This is a genomic window from Mesorhizobium sp. P2_C7 (assembly GCF_056404515.1).
This window is the reverse complement of the sequence record NZ_JBFUDW010000017.1, coordinates 72,573-88,220: the sequence shown is the minus strand read 5'-3', so window position 1 is coordinate 88,220 and position 15,648 is coordinate 72,573. Positions and strand designations below refer to the sequence as shown.

Annotated in this window: 14 protein-coding genes; 6 read left to right on the top strand and 8 right to left on the bottom strand. The window is 61.6% G+C overall.

Annotated elements, in window-relative coordinates; all coding sequences use genetic code 11:
- Window positions 1-657 (top strand): guanylate kinase, encoded by a 657-nt coding sequence (gmk, locus tag AC1D2G_RS28855; protein ID WP_095086392.1) that lies wholly within the window; start codon window positions 1-3, stop codon window positions 655-657.
- 36 nt (window positions 658-693) lie between these two features.
- Here the strand turns inward: gmk and rsmA are convergent, their stop codons facing one another.
- The 6 genes from rsmA to lptF form a co-directional block, all read right to left on the bottom strand.
- Complete coding sequence (gene rsmA / locus AC1D2G_RS28850) at window positions 694-1,527, bottom strand: 16S rRNA (adenine(1518)-N(6)/adenine(1519)-N(6))-dimethyltransferase RsmA (RefSeq protein ID WP_477418337.1); 834 nt, start codon at window positions 1,525-1,527, stop codon at window positions 694-696.
- A gap of 25 nt (window positions 1,528-1,552) precedes the next feature.
- Window positions 1,553-2,569, bottom strand: a complete 1,017-nt coding sequence (pdxA, locus tag AC1D2G_RS28845; protein WP_477418335.1) for a 4-hydroxythreonine-4-phosphate dehydrogenase PdxA — start codon at window positions 2,567-2,569, stop codon at window positions 1,553-1,555.
- A gap of 13 nt (window positions 2,570-2,582) precedes the next feature.
- Window positions 2,583-3,521 carry a SurA N-terminal domain-containing protein gene (locus AC1D2G_RS28840; protein WP_477418333.1) on the bottom strand — a complete coding sequence of 313 codons (939 nt, stop codon included), beginning with the start codon at window positions 3,519-3,521 and terminating at the stop codon, window positions 2,583-2,585.
- A gap of 90 nt (window positions 3,522-3,611) precedes the next feature.
- Window positions 3,612-6,047 carry an LPS-assembly protein LptD gene (locus AC1D2G_RS28835; protein ID WP_477418331.1) on the bottom strand — a complete coding sequence of 812 codons (2,436 nt, stop codon included), beginning with the start codon at window positions 6,045-6,047 and terminating at the stop codon, window positions 3,612-3,614.
- Window positions 6,047-7,132, bottom strand: coding sequence for an LPS export ABC transporter permease LptG (lptG, locus tag AC1D2G_RS28830; RefSeq protein ID WP_477418442.1), 1,086 nt, complete (start codon window positions 7,130-7,132; stop codon window positions 6,047-6,049). The genes AC1D2G_RS28835 and lptG overlap by 1 nt, the downstream gene beginning before the upstream one ends.
- Window positions 7,129-8,325 (bottom strand): LPS export ABC transporter permease LptF, encoded by a 1,197-nt coding sequence (gene lptF / locus AC1D2G_RS28825; RefSeq protein ID WP_477418329.1) that lies wholly within the window; start codon window positions 8,323-8,325, stop codon window positions 7,129-7,131. The genes lptG and lptF overlap by 4 nt, the downstream gene beginning before the upstream one ends.
- Here lptF and AC1D2G_RS28820 point away from each other — a divergent pair.
- Genes AC1D2G_RS28820 through AC1D2G_RS28810 form a run of 3 tightly spaced genes read left to right on the top strand, consistent with a single transcriptional unit; the run spans window position 8,315 to window position 10,645 of the window.
- The gene (locus AC1D2G_RS28820) at window positions 8,315-8,677 is read left to right on the top strand and encodes a hypothetical protein (RefSeq protein ID WP_477418327.1); all 363 of its coding nucleotides are present in this window, start codon (window positions 8,315-8,317) and stop codon (window positions 8,675-8,677) included. The genes lptF and AC1D2G_RS28820 overlap by 11 nt on opposite strands.
- Entirely contained in the window at window positions 8,677-10,167 is a 1,491-nt protein-coding gene (locus AC1D2G_RS28815) for a leucyl aminopeptidase (protein ID WP_477418325.1), read from the top strand. The genes AC1D2G_RS28820 and AC1D2G_RS28815 overlap by 1 nt, the downstream gene beginning before the upstream one ends.
- A gap of 28 nt (window positions 10,168-10,195) precedes the next feature.
- On the top strand, window positions 10,196-10,645 hold the full coding sequence (locus AC1D2G_RS28810) for a DNA polymerase III subunit chi (RefSeq protein ID WP_477305824.1): 450 nt from the start codon (window positions 10,196-10,198) through the stop codon (window positions 10,643-10,645).
- 28 nt (window positions 10,646-10,673) lie between these two features.
- Here AC1D2G_RS28810 and AC1D2G_RS28805 read toward each other — a convergent pair whose 3' ends face one another.
- Together AC1D2G_RS28805 and AC1D2G_RS28800 are read right to left on the bottom strand one after the other, a co-directional pair.
- On the bottom strand, window positions 10,674-11,192 hold the full coding sequence (locus AC1D2G_RS28805) for a DUF995 domain-containing protein (RefSeq protein WP_477418323.1): 519 nt from the start codon (window positions 11,190-11,192) through the stop codon (window positions 10,674-10,676).
- A gap of 59 nt (window positions 11,193-11,251) precedes the next feature.
- Window positions 11,252-12,175 carry a glycoside hydrolase family 26 protein gene (locus AC1D2G_RS28800; RefSeq protein ID WP_477305826.1) on the bottom strand — a complete coding sequence of 308 codons (924 nt, stop codon included), beginning with the start codon at window positions 12,173-12,175 and terminating at the stop codon, window positions 11,252-11,254.
- Between the two features lie 621 nt (window positions 12,176-12,796).
- Between AC1D2G_RS28800 and AC1D2G_RS28795 the strand changes: the two genes are divergently transcribed.
- Window positions 12,797-14,674, top strand: coding sequence for a glycosyltransferase family 2 protein (locus AC1D2G_RS28795; RefSeq protein ID WP_477418321.1), 1,878 nt, complete (start codon window positions 12,797-12,799; stop codon window positions 14,672-14,674).
- Entirely contained in the window at window positions 14,671-15,300 is a 630-nt protein-coding gene (locus AC1D2G_RS28790) for a DUF995 domain-containing protein (RefSeq protein ID WP_477418319.1), read from the top strand. The genes AC1D2G_RS28795 and AC1D2G_RS28790 overlap by 4 nt, the downstream gene beginning before the upstream one ends.
- Window positions 15,301-15,648: the final 348 nt, after the last annotated feature.

Genomic DNA, 15,648 nt, shown 5'->3' with positions numbered 1-15,648 from the left:
ATGGTTGCCAAGGATTTAGGGTCCCGCATTCGCCGCCGGGGCCTGATGCTCGTCCTGTCGTCGCCATCCGGCGCCGGCAAGTCGACGATTGCGCGCAACCTACTGGAAAGCGATTCCAGCCTCGAACTGTCGGTCTCGGTCACCACCCGACCGCGCCGCGGCAGCGAGATCGAAGGCGTTCACTACCATTTCCGGACGATGCGCGATTTCGAGCGGCTGCGCGATTCCGACGCCCTGCTGGAATGGGCCGAAGTGCACGGCAATTGCTACGCGACACCGCGCGAGCCGGCCGAACTGGCGCTGGCTGAAGGGCGCGACATGCTGTTCGACATCGACTGGCAAGGCGCACAGCAGCTCAAGGAGAAGATGCGCGCCGACATCGTCTCGATCTTCATCCTGCCGCCGTCGATGAAGGAATTGAAGGCGCGGCTGAAGCGTCGCGCCGAAGACCAGGAGGCGGTGATCGAGACGCGGCTGAAAAACGCCCGCAACGAGATCGAGCACTGGAAGGAATATGATTTCGTCATCGTCAATGACGACCTCGACCGCGCCTTCGCCGAAGTGCGCGGCATCGTCGTCGCCGAGCGGCTGAGACGCGATCGCCGGCCCGGCCTGTTCGATTTCGTCTCTGGACTGTTGGACGAGAAGACCGGCTGATGCTTCTTCCTTCCCCTGTGAACAGGGAGAAGAAAGCTACATCGTGTTGGTCAGGCGCACGAATTCCTCGACGCTGAGTGTTTCGGCGCGGCGTGTCGGATCGATGCCGGCGCGTTCGAGCAAAGCTTCGCCGCCGAGGCTTTTCACACTCTGCCGCAGCATCTTGCGGCGTTGGCCGAAGGCGGCTTCGGTGACGCGGCCGAGTTTTTTCACATCGGCGGGCAGGGGTGTCGCGCGCGGCTCCAGATGCACCACAGAAGAGGTGACCTTGGGCGGCGGTGTGAACGCCTGGGGCGGCACATCGAAGGCGATCCTGGCCTGCGTGCGCCAGCCGGCCAGCACGCCAAGCCTGCCATAGGCATCGCTGCCGGGTGTGGCGACGATGCGTAGGGCCACCTCGCGCTGGAACATCAGCGTCATCGATGCATAGAAGGGCGGCCATTCGCCGACCGTCAACCAGCGCACCAGCAGCTCCGTGCCGATATTGTAGGGCAGGTTGGCGATGATCTTGACCGGGCCGCCGGCTCCCCCATCGGCAAGGGCTGCGAAGTCCGTCTTCAGCGCATCGCCGGATACAATCTCCAGCCGGCCGGGATAATGATCCGATATTTCGGCGAGCGCCGCCAGGCAGCGTTCGTCGCGCTCGATGGCAATGACCTGGCGCGCCCCGTTGGCGAGCAATGCGCGGGTCAGCCCGCCAGGGCCGGGACCGACCTCGATCACGGTTGCATCGGACAAGTCGCCGGCGGTGCGGGCGATCTTGCCGGTGAGGTTGAGGTCGAACAGGAAATTCTGGCCGAGCGCCTTCTTTGCCTGCAGCCCATGACGCTCGATCACCTCGCGCAGCGGCGGCAGCCCATCGATGCTCATGCGCGCAGGCTCAGGCAGGAAGCGCTCATACTGCGGCGGCCCTCGTGCCGCTGTCGGCCAATCGCCTGGCGAGCTTCAGCGCCGCCATCAGGCTGTCGGGCCTCGCCACGCCCTTGCCGGCGATGTCGAAGGCCGTACCGTGGTCGGGCGAGGTGCGAATGAAGGGCAGGCCGAGCGTGACATTCACCGCCTCGTCGAAGGCCAGTGCCTTGGCCGGAATCAGCGCCTGGTCGTGATACATGCATAGGGCCGCGTCGTAGCCGGCCCGGGCCCGGGCGTGGAACAATGTGTCGGCGGGCAGGGGGCCGAAAGCGTCGATGCCTTCGGCGCGCAGGATTTCGACCGCCGGGCGCACGATGCGCTCGTCCTCGAGACCCATGGCACCGCCTTCACCCGCATGCGGATTGAGCCCGGCAACGGCCAGCCGCGGCCTGGCGATGCCGAAGCGGCCGATGAGGTCGGCAGCGGTGATGCGCGCCGTCGCGACGATCAATTCGGTGGTCAGCGCCGTGGGCACCGCCGCCAGGGCGATGTGGATGGTGATGGGGACGGTGCGCAACTCGGGGCCGGCCAGCATCATCACCGGCATCGCCTCGACGCCAGTGTGTCGGGCCGACAGATGCGCCAGATATTCGGTATGACCAGGAAAGCCAAAGCCGGCATCGTAGAGCGGCTTCTTGGCGATCGGGCAGGTGACGACAGCGGCGGCGTCGCCGGCAAGGCAGTCGGCGACGGCGCGGTCGATGGCTTCGATGGTGGCGGCCGCATTGGCCGGGTCCGGCCGGCCGGGGCTGTCGATGCAGCGGGCAGCCAGCGGCACGATCGGCAGGGCGCGTGCAAACACTTGCGCCGCTTGCGCGGGTGTCGTTTCAACGACCGGCAGCGAAATGCCGAGGAGCCGGGCCCGGGAGGCGATCAGCGCCGGATCCGTGAGCAAATAGAAGGGAGGCAAGGCTGCGGCCTCGCGCGCCATGAACGCGGCAATCGCGATCTCCGGCCCGATGCCGGACGGATCGCCGGCGCTCAAGGCGAGCGCAATCACTGTGCTGTCCACGTCAGCGCTTGACGATGCGGGCTTTCGCCTTCAACTCGTCGACATATTTCTTGCTGAGCTCATCGGCGTTCTTGTCACCACCTGAGCCTTCGCTCTGGAACACCATCTGGGCAACCTTATCGTCCGAGACTTCGCGCGACGAGCAGATGCCGATGAATTCGACGCCGCGTTCGGTCTCGCGCGTTATGGTTGCGCCACCGACCTTGGTTGCCTTGATCTGCTCGGCCCAGTCCGACGGCAGTTGCGGCGCCAGCACCCGGCCCAGGTCACGAACGGTGACGTCGATCAGGCCCTTGGCGAACTCATGCGTCGTGTTGCAGCCGTTGAAGCGGGCGCGCATGGCGTCGGCCTCACGCTTGCGCTTGGCCAGCGTCGCGCTGCGCTCGGCGGCTGGTACCACGAAGATGACCTGCTGCAGCATGTACTCGGTAGCGCTCGGCTTGGAGCCGCCTTTTTCGAGCATCTTCCTGACAAGGTCTTGCTCGCTGACGGCGCCGGTGCCATCGCCGGAACGGTAACGCGCGCTCAAGGCCTGGTTCCAGGCCATCTGGGCGCGGATGAATTCCTTGAAGTGGCCCTTTGTGACGCCTGATTTCTCCATGACGCCGTCGAGTTGGCTGAGCTGCATCTTGTTGTTCGAGGCAAAGCGCTGGTAGGCAGCCTCGACCTGCGCATCGCTGATGCGGATACCAAGCCGCTTGGCCTCGGCCAGTCGCAGCGTCTGGTCGATCATTTCCTGGGCGGCATCGCCCTTCTTGCGCTGCAGCTTCAAGAAGGCGGCGCGATGCGCGATGTCGCCGGAGGTGACCGGAACGTCGTTGACGACGTATTTGATCTCGCTGGCGAAAGCCGGCGGCGTCATCACGGTGACCGACACGGACGTCGCCGCTAAAAGCAGCGCGAACCCTGCTGAAAAGAGGTATTTCCTCATCGTTGGCATCCCAATTCTATCCCGGTTCCGCCCAATTCATGCGTTCCGGGTGCACCAAATCCGTGCCAGCCCTATGCGGCGAAACGATGTCGCCGACTGTTACTGGATCGTGTCGATGGCACTGCTCGACGAGCCGAAATCGCCGAGGGTACGGAACGACAGGTTGAAGCCGATGGTCTGCGACACCTCCCGAGTGTTCAGGTCGCGCGACTGCGAGTACGTCATCAGATAGGTGAAGCAGGAATCGTTGTAGGCGAAGCCGACGCCGTCGCTGACCAGCAGGCTTTCCTGCAAATCGTAGGTTCCGGTCCCGAAGACGCGCCAGTTCTCGGCGAGATGCGTCGACGCACCAAGCGTGACTTCGTGGCGGTCGGTCGTGAAACCGTAAAGCGGCTGTGCCTGGATGAAGGCGTATTTGGCGGTCAGCGATACCGGCAGGCCGGTATAGGCGGCCTTTAGCTCGCCGCGGCGCATTTCAAAAGTCTGTTCGTCGAACCGGCCGCTAACCGAGGCAGCAAAGCCATTGGGGCTGTTGACGCCAAACAGGCCGACATAGTCCGACTTGGTGTTGTCGAGGCCCGAGAAGGCGCCGACATTGACCAGATCCGGCGCGGCGAAGGAATTCTCGCCGCCAATCTGATAGGACTGGCCGAAAATGGCATTGGTGCCCCAGCCATTGTTGTAGGAGCCGGAATAGCGCAGGCCGACATTGGCGCGCGAACCGCCTTCGACACGGTCGTAGCCGGAGAACTTGTCGCGTTCGAACAAAGTGGTCGCGTCGAAGACCATGCTTTGGGCGTCTTCATTGGGAACCGCGAGCCCGCCGACATATTGCTCGTTCGGGCGCATGAAGACCTGTGCCATCGGCTCGACCACATGGCTCGAATTGGCAGCCGAAAACAGCACCGGCCAACGCATTTCGAGCCCGGCGGTCGCCATGAAACGAGCAAACGAGGAAGGCATATCGTCCTGCTGGCCCAAATTCGTTGCCATCTGGTTGACGGCGGCAAGCGAAGCCGATGACGCGTTGACGTAGTCGACATCGCCCTGCAGCGCGAGCAATGGCGTCAGCACCAGCCCGTTGTCAGTGACGTAGGACCGCTTCCACTCGGCCTCGGTGGTGAGACGTCCGGATTCGCCTTCGATGCCGCGGACACGCTGGACACCCGACGCCGGTGTGTAGGGGGTGAAGTAGGTCTGATCGAGATCGTCGCGACGGATGACGCGCGCGTTGGCATTGAGTGACAACTGACCGCCGGCCACCGACATGTCGGGAATATAGGCGTAGTCGAGCGTCGGCAGCACCCAGGGCTGCTGATTGCTGCGTGCGGAGATATTGCTGTTGGGCGTATCTTCCTGCACCTCGAAGTGCATGGCGCGCAGGTCGAAATAGTTGCGGCCGTTGAGACCCGTCAGGTAGACCGACGACTGGTGGACGCTGCTGCCGTACTTGTCGATGCCGTAGGTGTTCGAGAAGTTCTTGTCGGTCTGCAGCAGCACATCCCAGCCGAAATTCCAGCGCGGATTGATGGCGAACTGCCCCTGGGTGCCCATCATGCCGCGGAATTTGTTCGGATCGCCAACTTCACCCGAATTGATGTTGTGGCCAGCAGTGGCTGGGAATGCATCCGTGTCCAGGAAGGCATCAGGATCCCGCTGCTGAATCCCGGCAATCTTCAAACTGTACTGACCATTGTTGAAGCGCTGGCGCCACTCGGCCTCACCGAGGAAGCCTTGCTTGGTGTAGCCGGTGCCGGTGACGGTCAGGTCGTAGGTCGGTGACAAGGCGAAATAATAGGGAACCTTTACGCCGACGCCTAGATCGCTCTTGTAGACGATGCTGGGGATCAGGAAGCCGCTCTTGCGCTTCACTGTCGGGTCGGCAATCTCAAACGCGGGCAGGTAGGCAAGGGGGAAGCCAAAGAACTCGAAATTCGCATTCTCGAAGCGAACCGTCTTCTTCTCGCCGTTCCAGATGATTTTCCTGGCCTTGACGCGCCATGTCGGCGCCTTGTTGGGCTTGTCCTCGCACGGTTCGCAGGCGGTGTAGACGCCATTGTGGAACGTGGTCAGCACGCCGCCCATGCGCTCGGCGCTTTCGGCGGCAAAATAGGCCTTGTCGATGGTTTCGACGCGCAAAGCGTTGACGAAGCCGTCGGCGAAATCATCGGTGATGTCGATATGTTCCGAATTGATCTTGGTGCCGTCGCTGTTGACGACCTCGACATTGCCGCTAGCGACCATCCGCTTGGTGTTGCGGTTGTATTCAACCCGCTGGGCGACAAGGCGATTGCCGCCGTAGTCGATCTGCACGCCACCGACGGCGGTCACCGTCTGGTTGTCGTTGTTGTAGACCAGCGTGTCGGCCGCCAGCAGCATCTGCGAGCCGGACGGAACCGTGGCCGCCATGTCGCTGACGTCCTGCGCAAGCGCGGGCATCGGCACGGCGCAGGCAAGCAGGCACGCCAAGGCGCTAGCCGCATAGAGGCGCGCCAAACCGGCCTGCCTGTTGCTGGGCAAAAACGCCTCCCTCACTAGCCGTCTTCCTTGTATAGCAGGAAAGTCACCCCGAAGAACATAGCCACCACGACCGGGACCCAGGCGGCTACGACAGTCGGCACAAATCCCGCCACGCCGAATGCCTTCACCAGAACCGAAACGACATAAAGCAGAAAGCCGGCGACGATGCCACCCAGAATCATCGTCGCTGACTGTCCCATCCTAGCAAATCGCATTGAAACCGTTGCCGCAATCAGCGTCATGGCGACGAGAAGGAACGGCAACGCCACCAGCGAATCAAACTGCATGGCAAAGGCATTTGCCTTGAGGCCGAAGGAGCGGGCAACCTCGATTTTTCCGGGCAGATCATAAAACGGAATGGTTTCGGGACGCGCCAGCCGCTCCTGCACGAATTCGGGCTTCAGATTGGTCGGCACGCGATCGTTTGTCGCTGTCTGGATCGTGCCGTTCTGGAACGTCCTGACGTCCTGCAATTCCCAATAGCCGTCGCGCAGGAAGGCGCGCGCGGCATCCTTGCGCTCGACGATGTTGCCTTGCGGGTCGAGAACGAAAAAGACGACATCGGCCATCTCGAGGCCTTGGTTGAGGATGGCACGCGCACCGATGATGGTGTCCCCGGAGCTGGTTTTCTGCCGGATCCAGGGTGCGGCATCGGCCGAAACCGTGTTCGATTTGCCGGAGCGCAGCTCGGTTTCGATCTGCTCGGACCAGGAAAAGGCGTGCGCGGCGAGTGGATTGATGACGCCTACCGACAGGATGCCGAACAGCAACGCTCCGATGCAGCACGGCAACAGGAATTGCCAGGCCGAAACGCCGGCGGAACGCGCGATGACCAGTTCGTAGCGACGGTTGAGCGACACCAGCGTCGCCATCGCCGAGAACAGGCCGACAAACGGCACCGTCTGCAGCATGATCATCGGCATCCGAAGCCCGGAAATGGCCACTGCCGTCCCGTAAGTGAAGCCGGGCAGGCCGGTGGTGCGGCCGGAAAGCTCGGTGAAATCGATCAGGAACACCAGCGCCAGGAGGCCGATGAAGAACCAGAAGGTGATCGTCACGTAGCGGAAGAAGAAATAGCGGCCCAGCGTCCAGCCCATCAGCTGACCCCTTGCCCTGAAGTGCCGGACAAACGCAGCTTCAGCGCGTTCCAGTTGTCACCGATGCGGGTGGCGAAATTGGTCATCCAGTCCGCCCAGGCTACCGGCAGTTCCAAGGTCCGGTTGGATACGATGAACCAGATCGCCACCGCCGATGCCACGATGGGCACGCCGTAGACCATATAGGCATATTGCGGGACCTCATCGGCCTTGCTGGCGGCAAAGAAGCCCAGCCAGCGCACGAACAGCGATACTGAAATCGCCGTGATCAGCGGATTGACGCGTGCCTCGCGGTGCGAGCGCGCGTCCCCGGCGACCGCGAGCGCGATCAGTGCGAAGACGATGGAATAGGTCCATTCCGAAAACCGCTGGTTGAGCTCGGCCCGGTATTCAAGCGGGATTTGCTGGTAGTTTTTGTCGTTGGGGTTTGGATTGAGCAGGTACTGCGTCGTCTGGTCCTTCGGCAGCAGCGTCACCTCCGAGGCCGCCGCCATGAAGGCCGACATGTCGAAGGCATAGGATGTAAACCGGATGACCGACAGGTCGCCGGTCAGTGTTTTGCGATGAATGACGCCGTCATTCATCATCAGCACCTTTTCGCCGCCGCGTTCGATGATGCTGCCGGTCTTGGCGTAGTAGACGAGGTTGACCCCTTCTTCGCGCGAATCCGCGACGAAGATGCCGCCCAGACGATTGTCGGGAAGCCGCTCGCCGATCTGCAGGAACAGCCCATCCTCGATCTTGCGGAAGGTGCCTTCCTGGATGATCAGCGACAGCAGGTCCGCGTGCGACGCCGCCACCAGGGCCCGGTTCTTCTGCCGAGCATAAGGGTCGATGCCATTGTCGACGGCAAAGGAAAAGACGCTGGCCGCGAGTGCCAGAAGCATGATCGGCCGCACGATCGTCCAGCGCGAGGCGCCCGCGGCGTTGACGACGGCGAGCTCGGAATCCGAATTCATGACACTAAGTGTCTGTGCCACCGCCACCACCACCGCAAAGGGGACGACGATCGGGATGATGGAGGGAAGGATGAGGGCGGCCACCTCGAAGAAGGTCAGCGACGACTGGCCGCTGTCGGTGACCAGGTCGATCTTGGCCAGCACTTGCGTGGTCCAGACGATGGCCAGCGTCCACACCAGCGCAGCCAGGAAGACCACGAAAGCGCGGCGCATGATGTAGCGTTCAATGACCTTCATGAAGGCTTTTCTCGATTTTCTCGAACGGCATCATGCCACCGCACAAGGTAGCTGTCCGGCGGCGCCTGCACAACTGGCTCCATGGATGGTCGATCCGGTTCCGTCCCACATTGTGCGCGCCCCGGCGGTCGGAGTGTCGGCGGCAATGGATAAGAAAGGGAGAACATCGATGGTTAACAACAAGTTGCGGCAAAAAGCGGGGCCGTGCCGCGAAGAATCACCATCGATTCCGTTGGTCATATGGGGTGCGAATTTGGCAAAGTCTTGCCAAATGCGGGAAAACGACCAAATGTCGCGCATCGCTTCGAACCACTTCCCCAAAAGCTACGCATTTTCCGAAAGCAGGACATGATGAGCCAAAGACCGTCGATCGCCTTCGCCAAATTTTCCGCACCCAAGAATGGCACGGTCTTCGTGCTGTCGGCGGATGAGGGCGGCCTGAGCGACGCCGCCAAGGCTTGCGATCCGGGCAAGACATTGGAGCGGGCCTTTCCGGTCGCCGAATTCACCGGCAAGTTCGCCAGCACCGTCGAAGTCCTGGCGCCCGAAGGAGCGTCGCTCGACAGACTGGTGGCGATCGGCGCCGGCAAGATGTCGGGGCTCGACGAATATGCGTGGCTGAAGCTTGGCGGCACCATTGCCGGGTCGCTACGCAAGGCGACCGACGTGGCCGTGGTGCTTGAAATGGTCGGCGCCTCGCCGAGCGGCAAGGAGGCGGCAAGCCTCGCGGCAGGCATTCTTCTGCGCAGCTATGCCTTCGACAAGTACAAGACCAGGAAGGACAAGGACGAGGCCGAGCCGAAAAAGCCGGTCAAGGTCACCATCCACACAGCCGCTCCGGCCGCTGCGAAAAAGGCCTTCGCCGATGCCGAGGCGGTGATGGACGGCGTGCTTCTGGCGCGCGACCTGGTCAACGAACCGGCAAACGTGCTTGGCCCGGTTGAGTTCGCCGCCCGCGCCAAGGAACTCGAGGCGCTCGGCGTCAAGGTCGAGATCCTGGCCGAGAAGGAGATGAAGAAGCTCGGCATGGGCTCGCTGCTCGGTGTCGCGCAGGGCTCGCCGCGCGGCGCCCGCATGGCGATCATGCAGTGGAACGGCGGCAAGCCAAAGGACAGCCCGGTTGCGTTCGTCGGCAAGGGCGTCACGTTCGACACTGGCGGCAATTCGATGAAGCCGGCCTCCGGCATGGAGGACATGAAGGGCGACATGGGTGGTGCCGCCGCCGTCACCGGCCTGATGCATGCGCTGGCCGCGCGCAAGGCGAAGGCCAATGTCGTCGGCGTCATCGRCCTGGTCGAGAACGCCGTCGACGGCCATGCCCAGCGCCCCGGCGACATCGTCACTTCGATGTCGGGGCAGACCATCGAGGTGCTCAACACCGACGCCGAAGGCCGCCTCGTGCTGGCCGACGCGCTGTGGTACTGCAACGACCGTTTCCAGCCGAAATTCATGGTCAATCTGGCGACGCTGACCGGCGCCATCATGGTGGCGCTTGGCCAGCACCATGCCGGCCTGTTTTCCAACAACGACGAATTGGCGCAAAGGCTGACGGCGGCGGGGCAGGCGACGCAGGAGCGGCTGTGGCGCATGCCGCTCGGCGCCGAATATGACAAGCTGATCGATTCCAAGAATGCCGACATGAAGAACATTGGCGGCCGCTATGGCGGTGCCATCATCGCCGCGCAATTCCTGCAGCGCTTCGTCAAGGAGACCCCATGGGCGCATCTCGACATTGCCGGCACGGCGATGGGCTCGCCATCGAACGAGATCAACCAGTCCTGGGGTTCCGGTTTCGGCGTCAGGCTGCTCGATCGGCTGGTGCGAGACAATTATGAGCAGTAAGCGGGTTCATCCGGTATAGGCTGAGGCGATGGCCGACGTCTTGTTCTACCACCTGACCGAATCGACGCTGGAGGATGCACTGCCCGGCCTCCTGGAGCGCAGCATCGACCGTGGCTGGCGCGCCGTGGTGCAGACCGGCACCGAGGAACGCCGCGATGCGCTCGACCAGCATCTTTGGACTTTTCGCGACGATTCGTTCCTCGCCCATGCAACCGATCGTGAGGCCTATCCCGGTGAACAGCCGATTCTGTTGACCACCGGCGACGGCAATCTCAACGAGGCAAAAATCCGCTTCCTGGTCGATGGCGCCATGCCGCCCGAACTCGGCGGTTACGAGCGCGCGGTGTTCCTGTTCGACGGCCACGATGCCGCCCAGGTCGAGGCGGCCCGGAGGCACTGGAAGACGATGAAGGACGCCGGCCACGCCGTCACCTACTGGCAGCAGACGCCGGACCGCCGCTGGGAGCGCAAGGCGTAGGCCAGCGGCTTGTCGTGCATGACCCTGTCTACGGCCTTGCCTTGATCCGGTTTTGTTTCCAGGTGGCGTAGTCGCCGTATTTTACTTTCATGAACTCGTCCGCCATGTTGCGATCCGAGTTCCTGAAAACGTACCAGTCGCCATCCGGAATCTTGCGCTGGTAAACCACCCTGCCGGCCTGGCGATGCTCGAAACAGGTGAGGGCATCGGAGTCACCTCCTGCTCCATGCCATTTTGCGCGGAAGCACAGCTTGCCTCCTCCAGGGAGGAACCAGATGCCGTCGCCGTAGCCCAGTTTGCCCTTGTCCGAGGTCCAGGCGCTGAATTGGCGGCGTTGCACGGCAAAAAATCCGGCGCCGTTTTGACCCCAGAGCCACGATCGGTTCTGGTACATCTGGTAGATACCCGCATCGGGCACCGCCTCCGCTTGGCTGGCCAGTTCGGCGACCTGCGCCGCTGTCATCGCTGCCGCTGGAAGCTGGAAGGCAAAGACACCGATGGAACAGGCAAGCGCCGTTCCGATACAATTCCCCAATACTCGTTTCACGACCCTACCCCACTATTTTACGCCACGCCCAGTTTTGCACCACACCCGGTACAGCACCCCTAGGGCAAGATATGCTGGGTAACCCTCCAATCGGGCAGTCCATAGCCACCCAGCCACGGCCACACTTCCTTCTGGTTGAAGTAGACGACCGAGGTCAGGGCCGGAAATTCAGAATAGGACTTGCGGGAATCGATTTCCCATTTCGAGACATATTCCTGCTTTCCGACATAGCCGAGCTCCGCCACCACGACCGGCTTGTTGAAGCCCGCGACGCGGTCATAGCCGGGCTTGAGCGCCTCGGCGAACGTCCTGTCGTGACCGGTCTCGTTGTTGTCCTTTTTCTGCAGGCCGAACACCGACAGGCCGATGACGTCGACGTAGTCGTCGCCGGGATAGTATTTTTCCAGACCCTCTTCGCCTTTGGGTGACCACATATATTTGGCGGCGGGGGCAGCCTTGCGGCAGATATCGACCTCGCGCTTGTAAGCGGCGATCCAGTCCTTGGGAGCCCAGTTGGCCCAGGTGAAGCGGCCGTTCTTGTCCTCCATTTCCTGCGCCCAGCGAATGGTTACCGGGCTCTTCATGGCTCCCACCAAATTGCAGATTGCCTGCATGTTGGCGTCATACTTGCCGCTCAATATGCCGTTGCGCAGTTCGGTCGGAGTGATGCGCCAGTCCTTCGACCAGGTCCACGGCTCGATGGTGATCAACAGCGATCGGTTTCGCTGAAGGGCATAGGCGTCGGCCAGGGGAAGGCTCGCCAGGTCGACGTCTTCCCAGGGCAGGAACAACTCTTCGATGCTGGCGCTCTTGTCGGCGCTGAAGTCACCGTAGGGATCATAGGATCCGAACGCCGACGCGGCGCTGCTCGTCTGAACGGGGTCGGTCGTGGCCACGGAGCCGGCGCTTCCCGCAGTGGGGAACGCGGCGCTTGCGCCCAATACAAGCGCGATCGCAAGTGCGTTTGCTGTGGTGTGTTTCATGTTTTATACTCCCATAGCTTCAACATCCTGCGGAAGTTGAAGCCTCGCCCGTGCGCGCCGATGCTTGATCGACACGACTACCCAACCGATCGGCAATACTGGTGGAATCCGCGGGATTTCTGAGCGACCATAGGCGGGTGTGCGAACCTTCGCACAGAGCCCACCAAACGATTATCTATCTCTCAGGCGCCGACATAGACGCTCTATAGAGAGAAGGTTCGCCGCGATACTCACAAATTCGCGCCAATATCCCGATATATCATCCCAGGCTAATTTAAGAGCCGGTCGCGGCCAGGAGTCAAGCGCAATTAACGGTTGCTTAACCCTGTCTTTCACAACATGGTTAACGCTGCTCTCGAGCCTGATCGCGACCGGAAAGCCTCGACCAACAGCGAACTTCCGACACAAGAAAACTTTGCCGGCTCGTCATTGCTGGGCTGCGTCGGTCGCGGTTATTCCCCTCCCGATTCAAGGTGTTAGGTTAACCAGATCTCAAGAATCATGGTTAACGAACGCTTAATTTAGTTGACTCTAACAAGGCGCGGACTGATTCTGTCGCCGGGATTTGAGAGCTTTCAGCCATCTGTCGGCGGAGAGCCCAAAGTGGCGGCGGGTAAGTGTATGAGTGCTTCCGTTCAGGCAGGCATTGTCGACCATGCGAACAGGCGGGCACGGCGACCTGAGACGGCTCTCGCCACTGCGCGGAAGGGCCCTTTTCTGGTGCCCGTGCTGTCGGCCGCCCAGCAATGGGTCTTGAGACTGGCCCTGGCGTTCTGGTTCGTCACGCTCGGATTCTTCTGGTTCTGGTGGCTGAAGCCCGAGCATGTCGAGCATGTCGGGCCATACGCATTCGCGACGCTCATTCTGGTATGGCTCACGCTCATGCCACTGTACTTCCTCCTGAATGTGCATGCGTCGAAAAAGCCGTCGAAGCTTCACGCAATCCCTGAGCATTCGCGGGTCGCGATGGTGGTCACCAAGGCGCCGTCCGAGCCTTTTGCAGTGGTCGCGCGCACGCTCGAAGCGATGCTGGTGCAGGATTATCCACACGATACCTGGCTGGCAGACGAGGACCCATCCGAGGAGACGATCGCCTGGTGCGAGGCCCACAATGTCATGATTTCGACCCGACGTGGTCGGGAAGATTATCATCGCAAGGTGTGGCCGCGCCGGACGCGCTGCAAAGAAGGGAACCTGGCATTCTTCTACGATCATTATGGCTATGAGCGCTATGATTTCGTCGCTCAGTTGGATGCCGACCACGTGCCGACGCCAACCTATCTGAGGGAAATCCTGTTTCCCTTCGCAGATCCCGCGGTTGGCTATGTCTCGGCGCCGAGCATTTGCGACAACAATGCCGCAGAGAGCTGGTCGGCGCGCGGCAGGCTGTTTCCGGAAGGGATGTTCCACGGTCCCTTGCAGTCCGGCCATACGGGCGGCGGGGCTCCGCTCTGCATCGGCTCGCACTATGCCGTGCGAACCGCCGCGCTGAGGCAAGCGGGTGGTCTTGGCCCGGAACTGGCCGAGGACCATTCAACGTCGATGCTGATCAATGCGGCCGGATGGCGCGGTGTGCATGCCATCGACGCGATCGCGCATGGCGATGGCCCGCAGACCTTTGCCGATCTTGTCACGCAGGAATTCCAGTGGTCGCGGAGCCTGATGACGATCTTGCTCGAATACTCGCCCAGCTACCTTTCCAAGTTGCCGCCGCGCTTGAAATTTCAGTTCCTGTTTTGCCAGCTCTGGTATCCGCTGTTCGCGACATTTGCGCTTCTGATGTACGTCATGCCCATCTACGCGCTCTGTTCGGGCCAGAACTTCGCCAACGTGATGTATGCCGACTTCCTGTTCTACTATGCGCCGAATTCGATTGCCCTCATCGTCCTCGTGATGATGTTGAAGGCGTTCGGGCTTTCGCGCCCGATCACCGCCAAGACGCTCAGTTGGGAAGGGACGCTGTTCCTGTTCTTCGCGCGTTGGCCATGGGTGCTCGCCGGAACGCTGTCGTCAATCCGCGACTATCTGACCAAATCCTTCGTCGATTTCCGCGTTACTCCCAAGGGCAGCGGCCCCAAGGACCTTCTGCCAGCGCGCGTCATCGTTCCGTATGTGGTGCTTGCGATTGGTGCGTCCTTGCCGGTTCTTCTGGTGGATCATCCTTCCAATTCCACCGGCTTCTACTGGTTCGCCGCATTCAATGCGCTGATCTACGGGCTGCTTGTGGTTGTGATCGTCACCAGGCACCTCGTCGAGAACAGGATTTCGCTGCGAGCCAATGGCGTGAAACTCGCCTGGCAGGCATCGCTCGCCTGTGTTGCGCTCTCGGTTCCGGCGGCGGGATTTTACGACCGCGGGCTGGAAGGCATCTATGGGCTGCAGCAGGGCGCCGGTAGCGTTCGAATCGTCAGGATCGCCTATGTGGTTTCCGGCGCTGGCCGGGGCGAGACCGGCGACCGCAACTTCTACCTCGATCCTGGCTGGAACGAGAAGCGGTGACAGACAGAAGCGACAGATGGTACGCTGGCGCCCTGTCTCACCCTCAGCCGGCTGTCATTTGGAGGATCACTTCTGTGGTTGGTGTCCTGTCGATCCGCTGCTTTCTGTTGACGATGATTGTTGCGCAGCCGCTGTTGGTCAGCGGCCCAAACGCCGCGACAGCCGAAGAGGTTGATTTGTCGGCGGTCGCCGCGGCAGCGCCGCTCACTCCGGCGGAACTGTTTCCCCTTTATGCTGGCCGCACATGGGTCTGGGAAAACGGTGCAGCCTATTTTGCCAAGGATGGGCGCCAACTTCGCGCCTGGACCGGCGGCGCGAACGCGTCGATCGGCCAGGGCAGGTGGTTGATCACCGAGAATGGCAAATTATGCATGGATGCAAAATGGACGACACTTGCCGGTAGCTCGCAGGGGCGAACCTGCTTCAGCCATCACCGATTGGGCGGCACGATATACCAGATGAAGGATCCGAGCGGTTCCTGGTACGTTTTCCAGGCGTCGCCGGCGCAGCCCGGGCAGGAGTACAACAAGTTCAAATCCGGTGACACGACCGCTGCGACTTTCGACAAGATGCGTCAGATGATCAGCCCTGATCGGAAGCCAGCGCCGGTCAAAAGCGGCGGTTGAGCGGAACTGCCACCTCGCACGAGCCATGACACACCCAGTGATTTTCGCAACCCCGCGCCGGCACCCATCCTGACCGGTCGAGAAACAATCCAGATCCGTCTCTGTGTCGAGCCAGGATGCTCCTGTCGGTGCCTGTCAAGGCGTTGCCGAATCGCTTATCGTGAAGCGTCAAGCAGTCCGGCCAGTGCCGTCGGCGGGCCGATTGCAGATTGATCGCATTTTAATAAAATCCGACGGAACGACCAGACGGTAAGCTCACCATTCGGTTTTCATGAATTTTAATAAGTGAAGTCTAATGTTCCTGCGTATGTGGTAGCGAGCAGTCGCTTACGCGGCGTGAAAGCGACG